The sequence below is a fragment of the Streptomyces sp. NPDC001700 genome, from assembly GCF_053596435.1.
On record NZ_JBSFGE010000040.1, the window covers coordinates 1 to 17,683 of the forward strand.

General features: G+C 73.6%; 15 protein-coding genes and 1 rRNA gene. 13 read left to right on the top strand and 3 right to left on the bottom strand.

The genetic code is table 11. The features are described from left to right. The first annotated feature begins 183 nt into the window (after positions 1-183). The 3 genes from rrf to ACWC5C_RS39970 all read left to right on the top strand — a co-directional run bounded on the left by rrf (position 184) and on the right by ACWC5C_RS39970 (position 2,415). A 5S ribosomal RNA gene (gene rrf / locus ACWC5C_RS39960) occupies positions 184-300 on the top strand. Between the two features lie 241 nt (positions 301-541). Next, positions 542-1,633 (top strand): hypothetical protein, encoded by a 1,092-nt coding sequence (locus tag ACWC5C_RS39965; protein ID WP_450883922.1) that lies wholly within the window; start codon positions 542-544, stop codon positions 1,631-1,633. Further along, on the top strand, positions 1,615-2,415 hold the full coding sequence (locus ACWC5C_RS39970; RefSeq protein WP_450883924.1) for a hypothetical protein: 801 nt from the start codon (positions 1,615-1,617) through the stop codon (positions 2,413-2,415). The genes ACWC5C_RS39965 and ACWC5C_RS39970 overlap by 19 nt, the downstream gene beginning before the upstream one ends. An 88-nt stretch (positions 2,416-2,503) precedes the next feature. On the opposite strand, the gene ACWC5C_RS39975 is transcribed toward ACWC5C_RS39970, so the two are convergent. Further along, positions 2,504-3,799, bottom strand: coding sequence for a DUF1015 domain-containing protein (locus ACWC5C_RS39975; protein WP_450883926.1), 1,296 nt, complete (start codon positions 3,797-3,799; stop codon positions 2,504-2,506). 78 nt (positions 3,800-3,877) lie between these two features. On the opposite strand from ACWC5C_RS39975, the gene ACWC5C_RS39980 reads away from it, so the two are divergent. From ACWC5C_RS39980 to ACWC5C_RS39995, 4 genes are all read left to right on the top strand, one after another. Beyond that, positions 3,878-4,909 carry an HAD-IIA family hydrolase gene (locus ACWC5C_RS39980; RefSeq protein WP_450883928.1) on the top strand — a complete coding sequence of 344 codons (1,032 nt, stop codon included), beginning with the start codon at positions 3,878-3,880 and terminating at the stop codon, positions 4,907-4,909. Between the two features lie 156 nt (positions 4,910-5,065). Beyond that, positions 5,066-6,127 carry a FecCD family ABC transporter permease gene (locus tag ACWC5C_RS39985; protein ID WP_450883930.1) on the top strand — a complete coding sequence of 354 codons (1,062 nt, stop codon included), beginning with the start codon at positions 5,066-5,068 and terminating at the stop codon, positions 6,125-6,127. Next, positions 6,124-7,188 carry a FecCD family ABC transporter permease gene (locus ACWC5C_RS39990; protein WP_450883932.1) on the top strand — a complete coding sequence of 355 codons (1,065 nt, stop codon included), beginning with the start codon at positions 6,124-6,126 and terminating at the stop codon, positions 7,186-7,188. Before ACWC5C_RS39985 ends, ACWC5C_RS39990 begins: the two co-directional genes overlap by 4 nt. Beyond that, positions 7,185-8,168: an ABC transporter ATP-binding protein gene (locus tag ACWC5C_RS39995; protein WP_450883934.1), complete on the top strand. Its 984-nt coding sequence runs from the start codon at positions 7,185-7,187 to the stop codon at positions 8,166-8,168. Before ACWC5C_RS39990 ends, ACWC5C_RS39995 begins: the two co-directional genes overlap by 4 nt. A 60-nt stretch (positions 8,169-8,228) precedes the next feature. On the opposite strand, the gene ACWC5C_RS40000 is transcribed toward ACWC5C_RS39995, so the two are convergent. After that, the gene (locus ACWC5C_RS40000) at positions 8,229-8,576 is read right to left on the bottom strand and encodes a sterol-binding protein (RefSeq protein ID WP_450883936.1); all 348 of its coding nucleotides are present in this window, start codon (positions 8,574-8,576) and stop codon (positions 8,229-8,231) included. 66 nt (positions 8,577-8,642) lie between these two features. On the opposite strand from ACWC5C_RS40000, the gene ACWC5C_RS40005 reads away from it, so the two are divergent. From ACWC5C_RS40005 to ACWC5C_RS40030, 6 genes are all read left to right on the top strand, one after another. Beyond that, on the top strand, positions 8,643-8,969 hold the full coding sequence (locus ACWC5C_RS40005) for a hypothetical protein (RefSeq protein ID WP_450883938.1): 327 nt from the start codon (positions 8,643-8,645) through the stop codon (positions 8,967-8,969). Positions 8,970-9,041: 72 nt separating this feature from the next. Next, the gene (locus ACWC5C_RS40010) at positions 9,042-9,911 is read left to right on the top strand and encodes a TlyA family RNA methyltransferase (protein ID WP_450884014.1); all 870 of its coding nucleotides are present in this window, start codon (positions 9,042-9,044) and stop codon (positions 9,909-9,911) included. Then, positions 9,908-10,873: an NAD kinase gene (locus tag ACWC5C_RS40015; protein WP_450883939.1), complete on the top strand. Its 966-nt coding sequence runs from the start codon at positions 9,908-9,910 to the stop codon at positions 10,871-10,873. The genes ACWC5C_RS40010 and ACWC5C_RS40015 overlap by 4 nt, the downstream gene beginning before the upstream one ends. Before the next feature lie 166 nt (positions 10,874-11,039). Continuing rightward, on the top strand, positions 11,040-12,791 hold the full coding sequence (gene recN / locus ACWC5C_RS40020) for a DNA repair protein RecN (RefSeq protein ID WP_450883941.1): 1,752 nt from the start codon (positions 11,040-11,042) through the stop codon (positions 12,789-12,791). A 715-nt stretch (positions 12,792-13,506) separates the two neighbouring features. Continuing rightward, on the top strand, positions 13,507-14,640 hold the full coding sequence (locus ACWC5C_RS40025; RefSeq protein WP_450884016.1) for a glycosyltransferase family 4 protein: 1,134 nt from the start codon (positions 13,507-13,509) through the stop codon (positions 14,638-14,640). A 133-nt stretch (positions 14,641-14,773) separates the two neighbouring features. After that, positions 14,774-15,931, top strand: coding sequence for a glycoside hydrolase family 64 protein (locus ACWC5C_RS40030; RefSeq protein ID WP_450883943.1), 1,158 nt, complete (start codon positions 14,774-14,776; stop codon positions 15,929-15,931). Positions 15,932-15,936: 5 nt separating this feature from the next. Here ACWC5C_RS40030 and ACWC5C_RS40035 read toward each other — a convergent pair whose 3' ends face one another. Continuing rightward, positions 15,937-17,634 (bottom strand): PucR family transcriptional regulator, encoded by a 1,698-nt coding sequence (locus tag ACWC5C_RS40035; protein WP_450883945.1) that lies wholly within the window; start codon positions 17,632-17,634, stop codon positions 15,937-15,939. Positions 17,635-17,683 lie beyond the last annotated feature (49 nt).

Sequence of the window (17,683 nt, forward strand, 5' to 3'; positions counted from 1 at the left end):
GGTTGATAGGCCAGATATGGAAGCCGGGTAACCGGTGGAGTTGACTGGTACTAATAGGCCGAGGGCTTGTCCTCAGTTGCTCGCGTCCACTGTGTGGTTCCCGGGTTGCGAACAGTCGCACCGGTGAATCAGTTCCACTTACTTAATTGAAAAGTGTGCTTGTTCGCTAGAACCCGATAGGGTTTCGGTGGCCATTGCGTTAGGGAAACGCCCGGTTACATTTCGAACCCGGAAGCTAAGCCTTTCAGCGCCGATGGTACTGCAGGGGGGACCCTGTGGGAGAGTAGGACGCCGCCGAACAATCTTTGGAGGACCCTTGGTCCCAGCGTTCATGCTGGGACCAAGGGTCCTTTTTGTTTTGACCTGAAGACAGGAGTCACGTAGATGTCCACCAACTCTTCCGACGACCGGGGTGACCGCGAGCTGCGGCGCCGGGACGGCGGCGACCGGAGGGACTTCCGCGACTCCGGACCGCGCCGCGACCGTGACGGTGGCTCCCGTCCGCAGAGTGGTTCCCGTCCGCAGCAGGGTGGGTTCCGTCGTGACGACCGGCGGGATGATCGCCGCGACGACCGGCCCCGTGGGCCGCGCCGCGACGACGACCGCGGTGGACGCCCCGGCGGTGGCGGCTACGGCCGCCGCGATGATCGGCGCGACGACCGTCGTGATGACCGGCGTGGTGACGATCGGCGTGACGACCGGCCCCGTGGGCCGCGTCGGGACGACCGTGATGGTGGTTCCCGTCCGCAGGGTGGTTCCCGTCCCCCGCAGCAGGGTGGGTTCCGTCGTGACGATCGCCGGGATGACCGTCGTGACGACCGGCGCGACGACCGTGGTGGCTTCCCCCGCGATGACCGTCGCGATGACCGGCCCCGTGGGCCGCGCCGTGACGATGACCGTGGCGGACGTCCGGGTGGGTTCGGCGGGCGCCGTGACGACCGTGGCGACCGGCCCCGCGGTGGCTCCGACCGCCGGGATGACCGCCCCCCGTTCCGCCGCGATGACCGGCGTGATGACCGGCGCGATGATCGTGGTGGGTTCCGTCGCGATGATCGGCGTGATGACCGTCGTGATGATCGTGGTGGGTTCCGCCGTGATGACCGTCGTGACGACCGGCGCGATGATCGCCGGGATGACCGTGGTGGATTCCGTCGCGATGACCGTCGTGACGACCGGCGCGATGATCGCGGTGGATTCCGCCGGGACGACCGCCGGGACGACAGGCGTGATGACCGCCGTGATGACCGCCGTGACAGTGGCTCCCGTCCGCAGCAGGGTGGGTTCCGTCGCGATGACCGGCGCGATGATCGCCGGGATGACCGTGGTGGGTTCCGCCGTGATGACCGCCGGGACGACCGCAGGGACGACAGGCGTGACGACCGGCCGCGTGGGCCTCGTCGTGACGATGACCGTGGCGGTGGCTTCCGTGGTGGGCGCGACGACCGTGGGGCTCGGCGTCCGTACGGTGGCGGCCAGGGGCGGGGGCGCGACGACCGGTCCGGGGGCTACGGCCGTCGCGACCGCGACGAGCGCGGCAGCCGGGACCGCGACCGCGAGCCGATCAAGCGGCTGCCGATCCCCGAGGACGTCACCGGCGACGAGATCGACAAGGATGTGCGGCAGGAGCTGTTGAGCCTGCCGAAGACCCTCGCCGAGGATGTCGCGAAGAACCTCGTCATGGTCGCCAAGCTGCTGGACGAGGAGCCGGAGCGGGCGTACCAGTACTCCCGCATCGCGCTGCGGCTCGCTTCCCGCGTCGCCGCCGTCCGTGAGGCGGCCGGGTTCGCGTCGTACGCCGTCGCGAAGTACTCGGAGGCGCTGGCGGAGTTCCGTGCCGCGCGCCGTATGACCGGCAACAACGACCTGTGGCCGGTCATGGCCGACTGCGAGCGCGGCATGGGCCGTCCCGAGCGGGCGCTGGCCATGGCCGGTGAGCCCGAGGTGCACAAGCTGGACCGGGCCGGGCAGGTCGAGATGCGCCTGGTGGCCGCCGGTGCCCGGCGCGACATGGGCCAGGCCGACGCCGCCGTCGTCACCCTGCAGAGCCAGGAGCTGGCCTCGAACTCCATCCAGCCGTGGACCGCGCGCCTGCGGTACGCCTACGCCGACGCGCTGCTGGCCGTCGACCGTGAGGACGAGGCGCGGGAGTGGTTCGCGAAGGCGCTGGAGGCGGACCAGGGCGGCACCACGGACGCCTCCGACCGGCTCGCGGAGCTGGACGGTGTCGAGTTCGTGGACGCGCTCGATGCTGATGAGGTCGCCGAGGAGGCCGAGGTCTCCGAAGAGGTCGCCGAGGTCGCCGAGGTCGCTGAGGAGGCCGCGGAAGCCGAAGAGACCGCGGAAGCCGAAGAGGTCGCAGAGGTCGAAGAGGCTGAGGAGACCGCAGCCCCGGCCGAGGACAGCGACCGCGGCTGATGCCTGAGGGCGGAACCCCGGCCACCACCCCCGGCCGGGGCTCCGCCCTCTTCGTATGTCCGCGTATGTCTTCGTATCTCTGCGTGGCTCAGCCCAGGGTGAGGCTGCGCAGCACCAGCCCGGTGGCGGGCTTCGGGCCGAAGGACGTCGACTTGCGCGGCATGGCGACCCCCTGGCGCGCCAGCTCGTGGACGACCTCCTCGCACACCGGATGCATGAGCACCGCCGTGCCGCCGTGCCGCTCCGCCTGTTCGACGGCCGCTTCCGCGTTGTGGATGTAGCCGATGTGCTCGGCGCTGTCCGGGATCTGCCAGAGGTGGTCCAGGAGCAGTGCGTGCAGGACCGTCGCGTCCAGCGACCGCCAGGCCTCCGGCCGTCCCTCGGGGACCGTACGGGCCAGCAGCCCGGGGTCGGGCCGGTCGAGCAGGTGGAATCCACCGTCGCCCGCGAGGAGGAACGCGTTCCGCCCGTCGGGTGCGGTGGCCGCCTCCGCGAGGGCGTCCAGGGCGCGGGGCAGCGGGCCGTCGACGGTCCGTACCCGGAAGGCGGTGCTGGCCGTGGCCAGCGCCTCGGCCACCGGGAGGTGGCGCAGCAGCCGGTGGATGGCCCGGACCCGGAGCGGGTAGCGGGCGGTGTCCACGAGGAGGACGAGGCCGAAGTCCCAGGGGCCCGGCTCGGGCCGTTCCTCGCGCAGCCGCAGATAGGTGGCCCAGCGGTGGTGGCCGTCGGCGATGAGGGCCTGGCGGTCGCGGAGATCGGCGGCGATGGCGACCAGGTCGGCCGGGTCGGTGACCCGCCACAGATGGTGGTCGAAGCCGTCTTCGGTGGTGGTGGAGAGCAACGGCTCGTGCTGGATGGCGCGTTCGATGACCCCGGCGGCGCCGCCCCCGTCCGTATCACCGCCGTTGCCGCGATACGCGAGCAGCAGGGGTTCGAGGTTGGCCGCGGTGGCACGCATCAGGTCGGCGCGGTCCTCCACGATGTGCGGCATGACCTCCTCGTGCGGGAGGACGACGCCCTCCTCGCGCGGGCTCAGCCGCAGGGCGCCGATCAGCCCGCGCTGGAGGATGTGGCTGTCGCGCTGTTCGTAGACGTACAGGGCCGGTTCGGGGTCGGGCGCGAGGACGCCGTCTGCCTGCCAGCGGCGCAGTGTGTCCGCGGCCTGCCGGTGGCGGTCGGCGGGGGAGCCCGCCTGCGGGAGGATGAGCCGGACGATGTTGTACGGATCGGCCGTCTCGAGTTCGCGCAGACCATCGGGCCGTACGACCACGTCGTAGGGCGGTGAGGTGACGGCGGCGAGACTGCCGACCTGTTCCGCGACGTAGCGCAGCCCCCGGAAGGGGGTGAGCTGGAGACCTTGCCCGCCAGGCCCTGAAGTGCTCATTAGAGAATGTTATGCCCCGGTCGTCGATGAGCCATGATCGGGGGGAGAACGCATGGATCGCGAGGAGAGTGGCCCCCCATGAACCAGACCGTCCGCACCGCGCCCGAGGGCAGCGAGCAGCCGCTGAACGCGGCGTACGACACCGCGCTGCTGGACCTCGACGGGGTGGTGTACGCGGGTGGCGAGGCCATCGCGTACGCCGTGGAGTCGCTCGGCACCGCGCGGGACGGCGGGATGCGGCTGGCGTATGTGACGAACAACGCGCTGCGCACACCGCAGACCGTCGCCGAGCATCTGACCCGGCTCGGGGTGCCCGCCGGGGCCGAGGACGTGATCACCTCGGCGCAGGCCGTCGCCCGGCTGATCTCCGAGCAGCTGCCGCAGGGCGCGCGGGTGCTGGTGATCGGCGGCGAGGGGCTGCGGGTGGCGCTGCGCGAGCGCGGGCTGCTGCCGGTGGAGTCCGCCGAGGACGACCCGGCGGCGGTGGTGCAGGGGTACGGCGGACCGGACATGCCGTGGGCGCGGCTGATGGAGGCGGGCTACGCGGTGGCGCGCGGGGTGCCGTGGTACGCGTCCAATACGGATCTGACGATTCCGAGCGGCCGTGGGATCGCGCCGGGCAACGGCGCGGGGGTGGAGGTCGTACGGATCGTGACCGGCCAGGACCCGCAGGTCGCGGGGAAGCCGCTGCCGCCGATGCACCGCGAGACGATCCTGCGGACCGGGGCCCGGCGGCCGCTGGTGGTGGGGGACCGGCTGGACACCGATATCGAGGGCGCGTACGCGGGCGGGGTCGACTCGCTCCTCGTACTGACCGGGGTGACGACCGCGGCGCAGCTGCTGGCGGCGGAGCCGAAGCACCGGCCCGCGTATGTGGACCGCGACCTGCGGGGGCTGCTGACGCCTCAGCCGGTGGTCGAGCCCGTCGACGGGGGCTTCCGGTGCGGCGGTTGGACGGCGCGGGTGGGCGACGGCGCGCTGCTGCTGGACGGGGACGGCGCTGAGCCGCTGGACGGGCTGCGGGCGTTGTGCGCCGCCGCCTGGAGTGAGGCGGGGGAGGGTGTGAGCGGCGTGGACGCGGGGAAGGCATTGGCTCGGCTGGGGCTGTGAACGGCCTCCAGTCCCCCGGGGCGTTGCGTGGCCGGGGCCTGGGGTGATGTGGCCGGAGGCGGGACGCGGGGCGGGGACCCGGCCGGGTGTCACAGGCGGGGCTTAGGGTAACCTAACCTAAGTCTTGATCGGCCGTGCTGTGAGGTGGAGTTCCGCGTGACCCTGGTCAGTCCGGCGAAAGCCGGACCCGAGACAGCGACCGATACGGCGGCCCCGCCACCCCGCCAGCAGAACGCGCGCCGAGCGGCCGGGCTCGTCGTCTCCCTCTGTGTGCTGCTGGCCGTCGCGGCCGCCAGCATCGCGATCGGCTCCAAGCCGATCGCGCTGGGGGACGTCTGGCACGGGCTGTTCCAGTACACCGGCAGTGACACCGATGTGGTGATCAAGGACGTACGGGTGCCGCGCACCCTCCTCGGGGTGCTCGTGGGCGTCGGCCTCGGGCTCGCGGGCGCGGTCATCCAGGCCCTCACCCGTAACCCGCTCGCCGACCCCGGGCTGCTGGGGCTGAACGCGGGCGCGTCCGCCGCCGTCGTCTCGGCGATCAGCTTCCTCGGCGTCACCTCCCTGACCGGCTATGTGTGGTTCGCCTTCCTCGGCACCGCCGTCGCCTCCGTGCTGGTGTACGCGCTCGGCGGCAGCCGGGGCGCCACCCCCGTGCGGCTCGCGCTCGCCGGTACGGCCGTGTACGCGGCGCTCTACGGCTACATCAACGCCGTACAGCTGCTGGACAGCGCGACGCTGGACAAGATGCGCTTCTGGACGGTCGGTTCGCTGGCCTCCGCCAATATGACCGTGGTCCGGCAGGTGGCCCCGTTCCTCCTGGCCGGCGCGGTGCTGGCGCTGCTGCTCGGCCGTTCGCTGAACGCGGTGGCGCTCGGCGACGACACGGCCCGCGCGCTCGGCACCAACCTGGCCCGCACCCGGGCGATGTCCATGCTGGCGGTCACCCTGCTGTGCGGGGCCGCGACCGCCGCCTGCGGGCCGATCGCCTTCGTGGGGCTGATGGTTCCGCACCTGGTCCGGGCGCTCACCGGCCCCGATCTGCGCTGGACGCTGCCGTACGCCGCCCTGCTGTCGCCCGTCCTGCTGCTGGGCTCCGATGTGATCGGGCGGGTCGTCGCCCGGCCCGCCGAACTCCAGGTCGGCGTCGTCACCGCGCTCGTCGGCGGGCCCGTCTTCCTCTACCTCGTACGCCGCCGAAGGATGACTCAACTGTGAACGCGAGCAAGCGCACCACGACGCCCAGGACGAGCGGAGTCACGCTGCGCACCGGCGGCCTGTCGCTGCGCCTGGACGTGCGCAGCGTGGTCGTGGGGCTGCTGCTGCTCGCCGTGGCGCTGGCGATGAGCGTGGTCCTGATCGGCACCGGCGACTTCCCCATGGCCCCCGGCGATGTGCTCAACTCCCTGGCCGGGAACGGCACCATGGCCCAGGACTTCATCGTCCATGACCTGCGGCTGCCGCGCGTCCTGGTCGGGCTGCTGGTCGGCGCGGCGCTCGGGCTGGCCGGGGCGGTCTTCCAGTCCATCTCCCGCAATCCGCTGGGCAGTCCGGATGTGATCGGCTTCGGGCAGGGCTCGGCGGCCGGGGCGCTCGCCGTGATCGTCCTCTTCCAGGGCAATCCGGCCGAGGTCGCCGTCGGTGCGATCTGCGGCGGTCTGCTGACCGGGGTCGGGGTCTACGCGCTCGCCTGGCGGCGGGGCGTCCACGGCTACCGGCTGGTGCTGGTCGGCGTCGGCACGTCCGCGATGCTCGCCGCCGTCAACGGCTATCTGCTCACCAAGGCCGACCTCCCCGACGCCACCCGCGCGGTGGTGTGGCTGACCGGCTCGCTCAACGGCCGCGACTGGGGCCAGGTCTGGCCGCTGGCCTGCGTCTGCGCGGTCCTGCTGCCGGTGATCCTCGGGCAGTCGCGGGGGCTGCGGATGCTGGAGATGGGCGACGACAGCGCGTACGCCCTCGGGGTGCGGGTCGAGCGGACCCGGCTGGTGCTCATGTTCGCGGGCGTCCTGCTGACCGCCGCCGCCACGGCCGCCGCCGGGCCCGTCGCCTTCGTGGCGCTGGTCGCCCCGCAACTGGCCCGCAAGCTCACTCATTCGGCCGGACCCAATCTGCTCCCCTCGGCCTGGATGGGCGCGGCCCTGCTGGTCACCGCCGACTGGTCCGCACAGCGGGCCTTCGGCGCCGACCAGCTGCCGGTGGGCGTGTTGACCGGGATGCTGGGCGGCGCCTATCTGCTGTGGCTGCTGGTGACCGAGCGCAAGGCGGGGCGGATATGACGGAACGCAAGGGCAGCGAAAGCAACAAGGGCTCCAAGGGCAGCAAGGGCAACAGGGAAAAGGACACCGGGCACACCGTGGCTTCCAGCACCAGTACGAACAGCACGACCACCGGCGCGACGACCGACCGGCAGCGGCTCACCGCCGAGGGGCTGACCCTCGCGTACGACCGGCGCACCGTCGCCGAGGGCCTGTCGGTCACCATCCCCGACCACTCGTTCACCGTGATCGTCGGCCCCAACGCCTGCGGCAAGTCCACCCTGCTGCGCGCCCTGTCCCGGATGCTCAAGCCGACAGCGGGGTCGGTGCTGCTGGACGGGGAGGCGATCGGTTCGCTGCCCGCCAAGAAGGTCGCCCGCACCCTCGGCCTGCTGCCGCAGTCCTCCATCGCCCCGGACGGGATCACCGTCGCCGACCTCGTCGCCCGTGGCCGCTATCCGCACCAGGGGCTGCTGCGGCAGTGGTCGGAGACGGACGAGCGGATCGTGCAGGAGTCGATGACGGCGACCGGCGTGGCCGAACTGGGGGATCGCTATGTCGACGAACTGTCCGGCGGGCAGCGCCAGCGGGTGTGGATCGCCATGGCCATCGCCCAGCAGACGCCGCTGCTGCTCCTGGACGAGCCCACGACGTACCTGGACATCCAGCACCAGATCGATGTCCTCGACCTGTGCGCCCAGCTCCACGAGGAGCAGGGCCGCACCCTCGTCGCGGTGCTGCACGACCTGAACCACGCCGCCCGCTACGCCACGCATCTGATCGCGATGCGGGGCGGGGAGATCGTCGCGGAGGGCGCGCCGGGGGACATCGTCACGGCGGAGCTGGTGGAGCGGGTCTTCGGGCTGCGCTGCCAGGTCATCGACGACCCGGAGACGGGGACCCCGCTGGTGATACCGGCCGCCCGCCAGTCCCGTAAGACTGTGGAGTCGGGCGCGGAGGACTCGGCGGAGCCGCTGGCCGCCGCGGCGACGGAGTCCTGAGCCCCGGGCCCCCGGGGAGTGTGGACACGCCGGGTTACGGGCCGGGGCGGTGGGTGAGTGCTAGAGCAGCTTCCGCAGCCGCAGCAGGTCGCGCAGCCCGGCCTCCAGTTTGACCCGGCCGGTGCCCCAGGCCCGGGCGAAGTGCAGCTCGCCGTCGACCAGGGCCACCAGGTCGTCGCCCGCCATGGCCAGCCGGATCTGCGCGCGCTCGGCGGGCGGGCCGGGCGCGGTCGTCACGTCTTCGATGCGGCTGTCCACGAGACGGCCGAGGAAGGTCGTGTCGAGGTCGGTGATCCAGCAGCTCACGGAGCGATCGAGCGCGGCGGCGCTGCGGAGGTCCCCGTTCGCGCCCGCGAGGTTCTCCGCCAGTTTGTCGAGTGCGTCGCGGCACTGTTCCAAGGTGGCCATCGCCGACGACGGTACCGCAGGTCGTGCCCCGTCGGAGAACGTGCGCTTCGCGGTAGCGTCGGGGGCATGAGTGAGCCCACGCCGGGCGGACGGCCCGGGTCAGAGCCAGGACCGGAGCCGGGGTCGGAGCCTGCCGACGCGCCCCCCGGGCCGCCCGAAGCGCCCGCGGAGGCGCCGTCCGGGCCCGCCGGTCCGGCGCCGCTCGGGGTGGCCCGTACGCCCACCGGCGTACCCGACGTCGACGCGCGGCTCGACCGGCTGGCCGACGCGGACGACCTCCCGGTGAGCAGCCATCTGGAGGTGTACGAGGATGTGCACGGGGGCCTGCGCGACACGCTGACGGGACTCGACCGGCGGCCCGGACCTCCGGCCCCGCCCGCCCCCTCCTCGTAAGACCCCGCAAGCCTCCGTAAGACCGCGCAAGACCGCATACGGCCGACCCCAGGAGCTGAACCACCCGTGGCAGTGACCCGCCCACGACGCGTACGACTCGACGCGGAGCTGGTGCGCCGCAAGCTGGCCCGCTCGCGTGAGCACGCGAGCCAGCTGATCGCGGCGGGCCGGGTGACCGTCGGCGGGGCCACCGCGACCAAGGCCGCCACGCAGGTCGAGACCAGCGCGGCGGTCGTCGTGACCAAGGACGACGGTGATCCGGACTATGTCTCGCGCGGCGGCCACAAGCTCGCGGGCGCCCTGTACGCCTTCAGCGAGGAGTACCGCGAGGGGCCCGGCCGGACCACGGAACCCACCCCGGTCTCCGGCTCAGGACTGCTGACCGTCGCCGGGCGGCGGGCGCTGGACGCGGGGGCGTCGACCGGCGGTTTCACCGATGTCCTGCTGCGCGCGGGCGCCGCCCATGTCGTCGCCGCGGACGTCGGCTATGGGCAACTTGCATGGTCTTTGCAAAGTGATGAACGCGTGACCGTTCTCGACCGTACGAACGTACGCGAGCTGACGCCGGAGCAGATGGGAGGCGAGCCCGTGGACCTTGTCGTCGGAGATCTCTCCTTCATTCCGCTCGGGCTGGTACTGCCCGCCCTGGTGCGCTGCACCGCGCCCGACGCCGACCTGGTGCTGATGGTCAAGCCCCAGTTCGAGGTCGGCAAGGAGCGGCTCGGCAGCGGCGGTGTCGTCCGCAGCGCCGAGCTGCGTGCCGAGGCGGCGCGGACGGTGGCTCATCAGGCGGCGGACCTGGGGCTTGGCGTGCTTGGCGTGACCGCCAGCCCGCTGCCGGGGCCGTCGGGGAACGTCGAGTACTTTTTGTGGATGCGCGCCGGGGCGCCGGCACTGGACCCGGACGATGTTGACCGTGCAGTGGCGGAGGGGCCCAGTTGACCACTTCAGAAGCAGCGGCAAAGGCGGAGTCGGCGGCGGAGACAGCGTTCAAGCCGACGCCGGAATCAACCGCCGACCGCACCGTGTTCCTCCTCGCGCACACCGGCCGCCCGGCGGCCATCCGAAGCGCCGAACTCGTCGTCCAGGGGCTGGTGCGCAGCGGCATCGGCGTGCGGGTCCTCGCCGCCGAGGCCGCGGACCTGCCGTTGCCGCCCGAGGTCGAACTGGTCGACGCGGGCCGCGACGTGCTCGACGGCTGTGAACTGCTGGTCGTGCTCGGCGGGGACGGGACGCTGCTGCGCGGCGCCGAGTTCTCGCGCATCTCCGGCGTGCCGATGCTCGGCGTCAACCTGGGCCGGGTCGGCTTCCTGGCCGAGGCCGAGCGGGACGACCTGGACAAGGTCGTGGACCGGGTGGTGAGCCGCCAGTACGAGGTCGAGGAGCGCATGACCATCGATGTCCTCGTCCGTAACGACGGGCACATCGTGCACACCGACTGGGCACTGAACGAGGCGTCCGTGGAGAAGGCGGCGCGCGAGCGGCTGCTGGAGGTCGTCACCGAGGTCGACGGCCGCCCGGTCTCCCGCTTCGGCGGCGACGGCGTGGTGTGCGCGACGCCGACCGGCTCGACCGCGTACGCCTTCTCGGCCGGTGGCCCGGTGGTGTGGCCCGAGGTCGAGGCGCTGCTGATGGTTCCGATCAGCGCGCACGCCCTGTTCGCGAAGCCGCTGGTGACGACGCCGGAGTCGGTGCTCGCGGTCGAGGTGCAGCCGCAGACCCCGCACGGGGTGCTGTGGTGCGACGGGCGCCGCACCGTGGAGCTGCCCGCCGGGGCGCGGGTGGAGGTGCGCAGGGGGGCGGTGCCGGTCCGGCTGGCCCGGCTGCACCACGCGTCGTTCACGGACCGGCTGGTGGCGAAGTTCGCGCTGCCGGTGGCGGGCTGGCGCGGGGCGCCGCACTGACCTTCGTTCGCCAGGGGGAGGGCCCGGGAAAACCCTTTCGATGGGGTACGTCCCTCAGTCCTCCCCGGTGCGGAAGGCGAGGTGGCGCGGCCACCGGGCGATCACCCGGAGCGACGGTGCGGCCGTCCCCGGGGGTGGCCGTCGCGAGGTGGCCGGTAAACCTCGTATGGTCTTGCACGTGCTGGAGGAGATGCGGATACGTGCCCTGGGTGTCATCGACGATGCCGTAGTCGAGCTGTCACCCGGCTTCACCGCGGTAACCGGCGAGACCGGCGCGGGCAAGACCATGGTCGTCACCAGTCTCGGGCTGCTGCTCGGCGGCCGCGCCGACGCCGCCCTGGTGCGGATCGGCGCCAAGGCGGCGGTCGTCGAGGGCCGGATCACGGTCGACGCCCGCTCGTCCGTCGCCGTACGGGCCGAGGAGGCGGGGGCCGAACTCGATGACGGGGCGCTGTTGATCAGCCGTACCCTCTCCGCCGAAGGCCGCTCCCGCGCCCATGTCGGCGGCCGGTCCGTGCCGGTGGGGCTGCTCGCGGAGCTGGCCGACGACCTGGTGGCCGTCCACGGGCAGACCGATCAGCAGGGCCTGATGCGGCCCGCCCGGCAGCGCCAGGCGCTGGACCGGTACGCGGGCGCCGCCGTCGCCGGGCCCCTGGAGAAGTACGCGGGCGCCTACCGGCGGCTGCGCGCCGTCGCGGCCGAGCTGGACGAGCTGACCACGCGGGCGCGCGAGCGGGAGCAGGAGGCCGATCTGCTCCGCTTCGGCCTGGAGGAGGTCGCCGCCGCCGAGCCGCGGGCCGGTGAGGACGACGAACTCGCCGCCGAGGCCGAGCGGCTGGGCCACGCCGAGGCCCTCGCGTCCGCCGCCGCCCTCGCGCACGCCGCCCTCGCGGGCAACCCGGAGGACTTGGAGGCCGTGGACGCCGCCACCCTCGTCGGCGGCGCGCACCGCGCCCTGGAGGCGGTCCGCTCCCACGACCCCGCCCTCGCCGGGCTCGCCGACCGCATCGGCGAGGTGGGCATCCTGCTGTCCGACGTGGCCGGTGAACTGGCCGGATACGCCGACGATCTGGACGCCGACCCGCTGCGGCTCTCCGCCGTCGAGGAGCGCCGCGCCGCGCTGGCCCAGCTGACCCGTAAGTACGGCGAGAGCATCAGCGATGTGCTCGCCTGGGCCGAACAGGGCGCCGTCCGGCTCGCCGAACTCGACGGCGACGACGACCGCATCAGCGAGCTGACCGCCGAACGCGACGCGCTCCGCGCCGACCTGGGCGGGCTCGCCCAGGCGCTCACCGACGCCCGTACGGAGGCCGCGGCGCGCTTCGCCGAGGCCGTCACCGAGGAGCTGGCCTCGCTCGCGATGCCGCACGCCCGGGTGACGTTCGCGATCCGGCAGACCGAGGCCGCGGACGAGGCGGCCGGAGTCGAGGTCGGCGGGCGGGCCGTGACGTACGGTCCGCACGGCGCCGACGAGGTCGAGCTGCTCCTCGCCCCCCACCCCGGCGCGCCGCCGCGCCCCATCGCCAAGGGCGCCTCGGGCGGTGAGCTGTCCCGGGTGATGCTCGCGGTCGAGGTCGTCTTCGCGGGCTCCGACCCCGTACCGACGTATCTCTTCGACGAGGTGGACGCGGGCGTGGGCGGCAAGGCCGCGGTCGAGGTCGGGCGTCGGCTGGCCCGGCTCGCCCGCTCCGCCCAGGTGGTGGTCGTCACCCACCTGCCGCAGGTCGCCGCGTTCGCGGACCGGCACCTGGTGGTGGAGAAGACGAACGACGGGGCGGTGACGCGGAGTGGTGTGAAGGCGATGGAGGGGGAGGAGCGGGTGCGGGAGCTGTCGCGGATGCTGGCGGGCCAGGACGATTCGGAGTTGGCCCGGGCCCATGCGGAGGAGTTGCTGGAGGCGGCGCGCGCGGGCCGCTGACCGGCACTGCCTTTTCCCCACCCCGCCCCTTCCCGAACCGGGCCCCGCCCGGCCCCGCCGGGGCTGCGCCCCTGGCCCCCGAGTGGGCTCGGAGCTGGTCCGGGCTCGTGCGGGGGAGTGTTGGAGGCGGCGCGCGGGCTGCTGGCCGGGGTCCTTTTCCCCGCCCCGCCCCTTCCCGAACCGGGCGCTGCCCGGGCCCGCCGGGGCTGCGCCCCTGGCCCCCGCCGGGCTGGCCTCGCCGGGATTGGTTTCCCGGCCCCCTGGGCTCCTGCCCTGGCCCGCTGGGGTTTGGCCCGCCTGGTGCCGGTCCCGCCGGGCTCGCCCCAGCGGCCGGTCCGGGCCCGGCTGTTGCCGGGGCCGCCCGGGGCCCGGGCGGCGCTTGCGGTCCTGGCCTTGCCGGGGGTTGGCCCCCGGGCCCGTGCCCACGGCCTCGCTGCCCCCTGGCTTCTCCTCGGGCCCTGTCCGGGCTCGCCGGGGCCGGGCCTCGGCCCTGGGCCCCTCCCGTGGGGTTCGCGAAGTCGCGCCGGGGCAGCCCGTGGTGGCTGAGGGGGGCGTGGGGTCACTCTTATGGGTGGTGTTGCGGACGTACGGGCGAGCGGTGGGTGGGCGTGGCTTGGGGACGTTGCGGCGCGGGCGGTGCGAAGGCTGGCATTCTTGGCGCAGCAACCCGCACCTCCGTCACCGCCCCAGGAGCTCCGCCCGAGTGAGCAGTACCGTGAGCAACACCCCGGTCCCGCCGCACGGGCAGCCGTCGCTGCATGCCGTTCAGGTGCTGGGCGGCGGCAGTTCGGGCAGTGGGGTGCATGTGCGGTCGCTGTCGGCCGGGCTGGTGGCGCGTGGGCTGCGGGTGACCGTCTGCGGGCCCCGGAGCGCCGAGGAGGGGTACGGGTTCACGGAGGCGGGTGCCGGGTTCGCCCCGCTGGACGGCCGTACGGACGCGGGGAGCGTCGCGGCGCTCCGTACCGCCTGTGTCGGCGCGGGGCTGGTGCACGCGCACGGGCTGCGGCCCGGGCTGCTGGCCGCGCTCGCGCTGCGCGGCCGGGGCATCCCGCTCGTCGTCACCTGGCACACCAGGGCGGAGGCCGACGGGCCGCGGGCCCATCTCGTACGGCTGATGGAGCGGCGGGTGGCGCGGGCCGCGTCGGTGGTGCTGGGGGCGTCCTCGGACCTGGTGGCCTGGGCCCGTGACCGAGGGGCGCGCGACGCGCGGCTCGCGCCGGTCGCGGTGCCCGCCCCGCGCCCCGCGCCCGAGACGGACGACGGCGCCCGCCAGAAGGCGCGCGCGGACCTGGGCGCGGTGGATCGGGCGCTGCTGCTCGCGGTCGGCCGTCTGGACGCGGCTGCGGGCCACGGCGCGCTGCTGGACGCGGCGGGTGCCTGGCGGTCCCTGGACCCGCCGCCGCTGCTGGCGATCGCGGGGGAGGGGCCGGACCGTGCGCTGTTGCAGCGCCGGATCGATACGGAAGGGCTCCCGGTGCGGCTGCTCGGCCGCCGGGACGACGTACCGGGGCTGCTGGCCGTCGCCGATGTCGCGGTGCTGTCCAGCCGTTGGGAGGCGCGCTCGCTGCTGGCCCAGGAGGCGCTGCACGCGGGGGTGCCGCTGGTCGCCACGGCGGTGGGCGGGGTGCCCGAACTGGTGGGGGAGGCCGCCGAACTCGTCCCGTACGGCGACTCCGGCGCCCTGGCCGACGCGGTGATCCGGGTGCTGGCCGACCCCGGGCGCCGCGCGGAGCTGACCGCGGCGGGGCGGGCGCGGACGGCCGAGTGGCCGACGGAGGACGACACGGTGGCCCATGTCCTCAGCGTCTACGACGAATTGGTGCAGACCTTTCTGCGCGTAGGGGGTTGACGCCCCCGGGCGCTGATCGGCAGGGTTCTGCGCGGTGGACCGAGAGAGCGCTCTCCGACGGCGCGCTTCTTCCCTCGTGTCGCTTTTTCCGTCATGTCCCGGCAACCCCCACTACGCCGAGGAGTGCATTGTCATGATCACACGCAGAATGCTGCTGAGTGGAATCGCCGCATCCGCCGCCGCGGGCACCGGCCTCACGCTCACCAGCGGGGCGCACGCGTCGACGCGGGCCGAAACGCTTCCCCTCACGGTCGTCAACAAGACCGGCCAGTACGGCAACGCGTCGGTATGGCTCTACATCGTCGGCAACGCCGACAACCAGCAGGTCCGCGTCACCCCCGACGGAAAGCTCGCCCCCATCGCACTCTCCGACAACGGCGCGGACGGCTTCACCGACTACGCCATCCCGCTCTCGGGCAGCGGCGACACCAAGCTGACGCTGCCGCGCATGTCCGGCCGGATCTATGTCGCGCTGGGCAAGAAGCTCAAGTTCAAGGTGGTGGCGGACGGGACGGGCAAGGCCGCGCTGCAGTACCCGGCGGGCTGGGTGTCCGGCGACCCGAACTACCAGGTCATGCACGACTGCGCGGAGTTCACCTTCAACGCCTCCGGCATGTTCTGCAACACCACCATGGTCGACATGTTCAGCGTCCCGCTCGCCATCCGCCTCACCGGCGCCAAGGACCAGAGCACCGGCACCCTCAAGGACGGCGCCCGCGCCCGGATCTTCTCCGACCTCCGCGCGGTCGAGGCGTACAAGCCGCTGGTCATCGGGGACGATCTGCGGGTCATCGCACCCGGCCACGGCCTGGGCGCGGGGCTGTTCCCGCAGGACTACTTCGCGTCGTACATCGACCGGGTCTGGGACACCTACGGATCGAAGGACCTCAAGGTGACCACCAACGCGGGCACCTTCACCGGCCGGGTGAGCGGGGGCAAGTTCGCGTTCACCGGTCCGGCGGCGGTCTCCTTCGGCAAGCCGTCCACCAAGGACGTGCTGTTCTGCGACGGTGCCCTGGCCGCGCCCAACGACGGTACGACCGGGCCGGTCGCGGCCATCCTCGGCGCGGGCTTCAACCGCACCACGCTGCACAGCGCCGCCGCCCAGCCGACCACCGACCCGGCCGCCTTCTACGGGGAGCAGGTCACCCACCACTACGCCAAGGCCATGCACGCGGCGACGGCCGACGGCAAGGCGTACGGCTTCGCCTTCGACGACGTGGCCGACTTCGCCTCGTACATCCAGGACACCGCCCCGACCGGGATCACGCTCACCCTCACCCCCTTCTAGGGCCTTTACCGCACATGGCGTCTGGCCTGGAGGGCCACTCCCAGGGCGAGCACCGTCTGGGGGTCCTCCAGGTCCGTGCCGAGCAGCCGGGCGATCCGGGCCAGCCGGTCGTACAGCGTCTGGCGGTTGAGGTGCAGCGCGCGGGCCGTCTCCGCCTTGCGGCCCGCGTGCCGCAGATAGACCTCCAGCGTCGGCACCAGCGGCGGGCGGGCGGTGCGGTCGTGGGCGAGCAGCGGGCCGATCACCCGGTCGACGAAGGCGGCCAGATCCCCGTGTTCCCGAAGTCGCCATAGCAACAGGTCGACATCCAGGCTGCGGACGTCGTACCAGTCGCGGTCCGCCAGCCCGTGCGCCGCGTACGCCGCCTCCGCCGCGTGCCGCAGCTCACCGCCGACCGCGTCCCATCCGGCCGCGAGCCCGGCGATCACCACCGGCGGACGCACCCCGGCGGGACGGTCGGGCCAGGCCCGCTCCACCCCCGCCCGCAGGGCCGCCGCGACGCGCGCCGCGACCGCGCCGCGGTCCGCCGAAGTGCGCAGCCCGGCCAGCAGCGGCACCCGGCCCTCCGGCAGCCGTACGCCCAGCAGCACCGGAACGCCGACCGCCGCCAGCTCCTCCCGCAGCGCGTGGGCCAGCGCGGCCCAGCTCTCCGCGTCGCCGCCCGCGGTGACCGCGCGCCCGCTCCCGCTGAGCGGATGGGGGTCCTCCGCGAGCCGCATCACCATCGGCAGCAGGGGGCCGTCACCGGACGGCCGGAAGCCCAGCACCCGCGCCTGCGCGGGCGCGTCCGCCGCATCCACGCGCCCCTCCGCGAGATCGGTGAGGAAGTCGCCCCGGCCGCGCGCCGCCAGCTCCTCGTCCTGGCGCGCCCGCAGCAGCACCACCGCCAGCAGATCCGCGGTCCGCTCGGCGGCGATGCGGTGCACCGGGGCGAGCGGCGCGACCACCGGCAGCACGGCCAGCCGGGCCCGTACCGCGCCCGGCCCCTGGCCGCCGCCCGGGACATCGGCCAGCACACTGCCCGCCGGAGGCTCGGGCGGCCCGGCCGTCTCGGGCCGCCGCCGGTCGGCGTGGCGGCCCCGCAGCCCCTCCCACGCCTGGAGCGGATCGGTCCCGCCGGGGCGTACGCCCCCGGGCCCGGCCGCGTACAGCAGCCGCCCGTCGGGGGTCTCCAGGAACACCGGGTTCCCCGCGAACTCCGCGAAGTTCCGCAGCAGCTCCGGCACTCCGCCGCCGCGCAGCAGCACCTCGGTGCCCTGGCGGTGGACGACATCGGCCTGGCGCAGCAGGGCGTAGTGCTCGTTGACGATTTCGGTGTGGATCTCCTCGGTGACCGCCACGAACGGCACCTCGCGGTGCAGTTGCACCAGCGGCAGCCCGCACGAGCGCGCCGCGTCCACCACCGCCACCGGCAGCGTACGGAACCTCGGACCCAGCTCCACCACCAGCGCCGCGATCCCGCGCTCGGCCAGCCGCCGGACGAAGGCGCGCTGCTCGGCGGCGCGCGGGCCGACGCCCAGACCGGTGGTCAGCAGCAGCTCGCCGCCCTTGAGGAGCGCGGCGATGTTCGGCGCCTCCCCCGCGTGCACCCACCGCACCGGGCGGTCCAGCAGCTCGCCCCCGGTCACCACCTCGGGGAGGCCGCGGCGCAGCGCGGGCAGGTCCAGTGCCCGGCCCACGGTGATCGTTCCTTGTGTCTCCATCCGGTTCCGGCTGTCGGTCCTGCTGAGAGTCCTGCTCAGGGTATTTATC

What these genes read in the sequence shown, in the direction of transcription:
- recN (WP_450883941.1), top strand. Translation starts at nt 11,040, where the DNA reads ATGGTCTTGCACGTGCTGGAGGAGATGCGGATACGTGCCCTGGGTGTC.
- ACWC5C_RS39980 (WP_450883928.1), top strand. Translation starts at nt 3,878, where the DNA reads ATGAACCAGACCGTCCGCACCGCGCCCGAGGGCAGCGAGCAGCCGCTG.
- ACWC5C_RS40000 (WP_450883936.1), bottom strand. Translation starts at nt 8,576, where the DNA reads ATGGCCACCTTGGAACAGTGCCGCGACGCACTCGACAAACTGGCGGAG.
- ACWC5C_RS39975 (WP_450883926.1), bottom strand. Translation starts at nt 3,799, where the DNA reads ATGAGCACTTCAGGGCCTGGCGGGCAAGGTCTCCAGCTCACCCCCTTC.
- ACWC5C_RS40035 (WP_450883945.1), bottom strand. Translation starts at nt 17,634, where the DNA reads ATGGAGACACAAGGAACGATCACCGTGGGCCGGGCACTGGACCTGCCC.
- ACWC5C_RS40005 (WP_450883938.1), top strand. Translation starts at nt 8,643, where the DNA reads ATGAGTGAGCCCACGCCGGGCGGACGGCCCGGGTCAGAGCCAGGACCG.
- ACWC5C_RS40030 (WP_450883943.1), top strand. Translation starts at nt 14,774, where the DNA reads ATGATCACACGCAGAATGCTGCTGAGTGGAATCGCCGCATCCGCCGCC.
- ACWC5C_RS39995 (WP_450883934.1), top strand. Translation starts at nt 7,185, where the DNA reads ATGACGGAACGCAAGGGCAGCGAAAGCAACAAGGGCTCCAAGGGCAGC.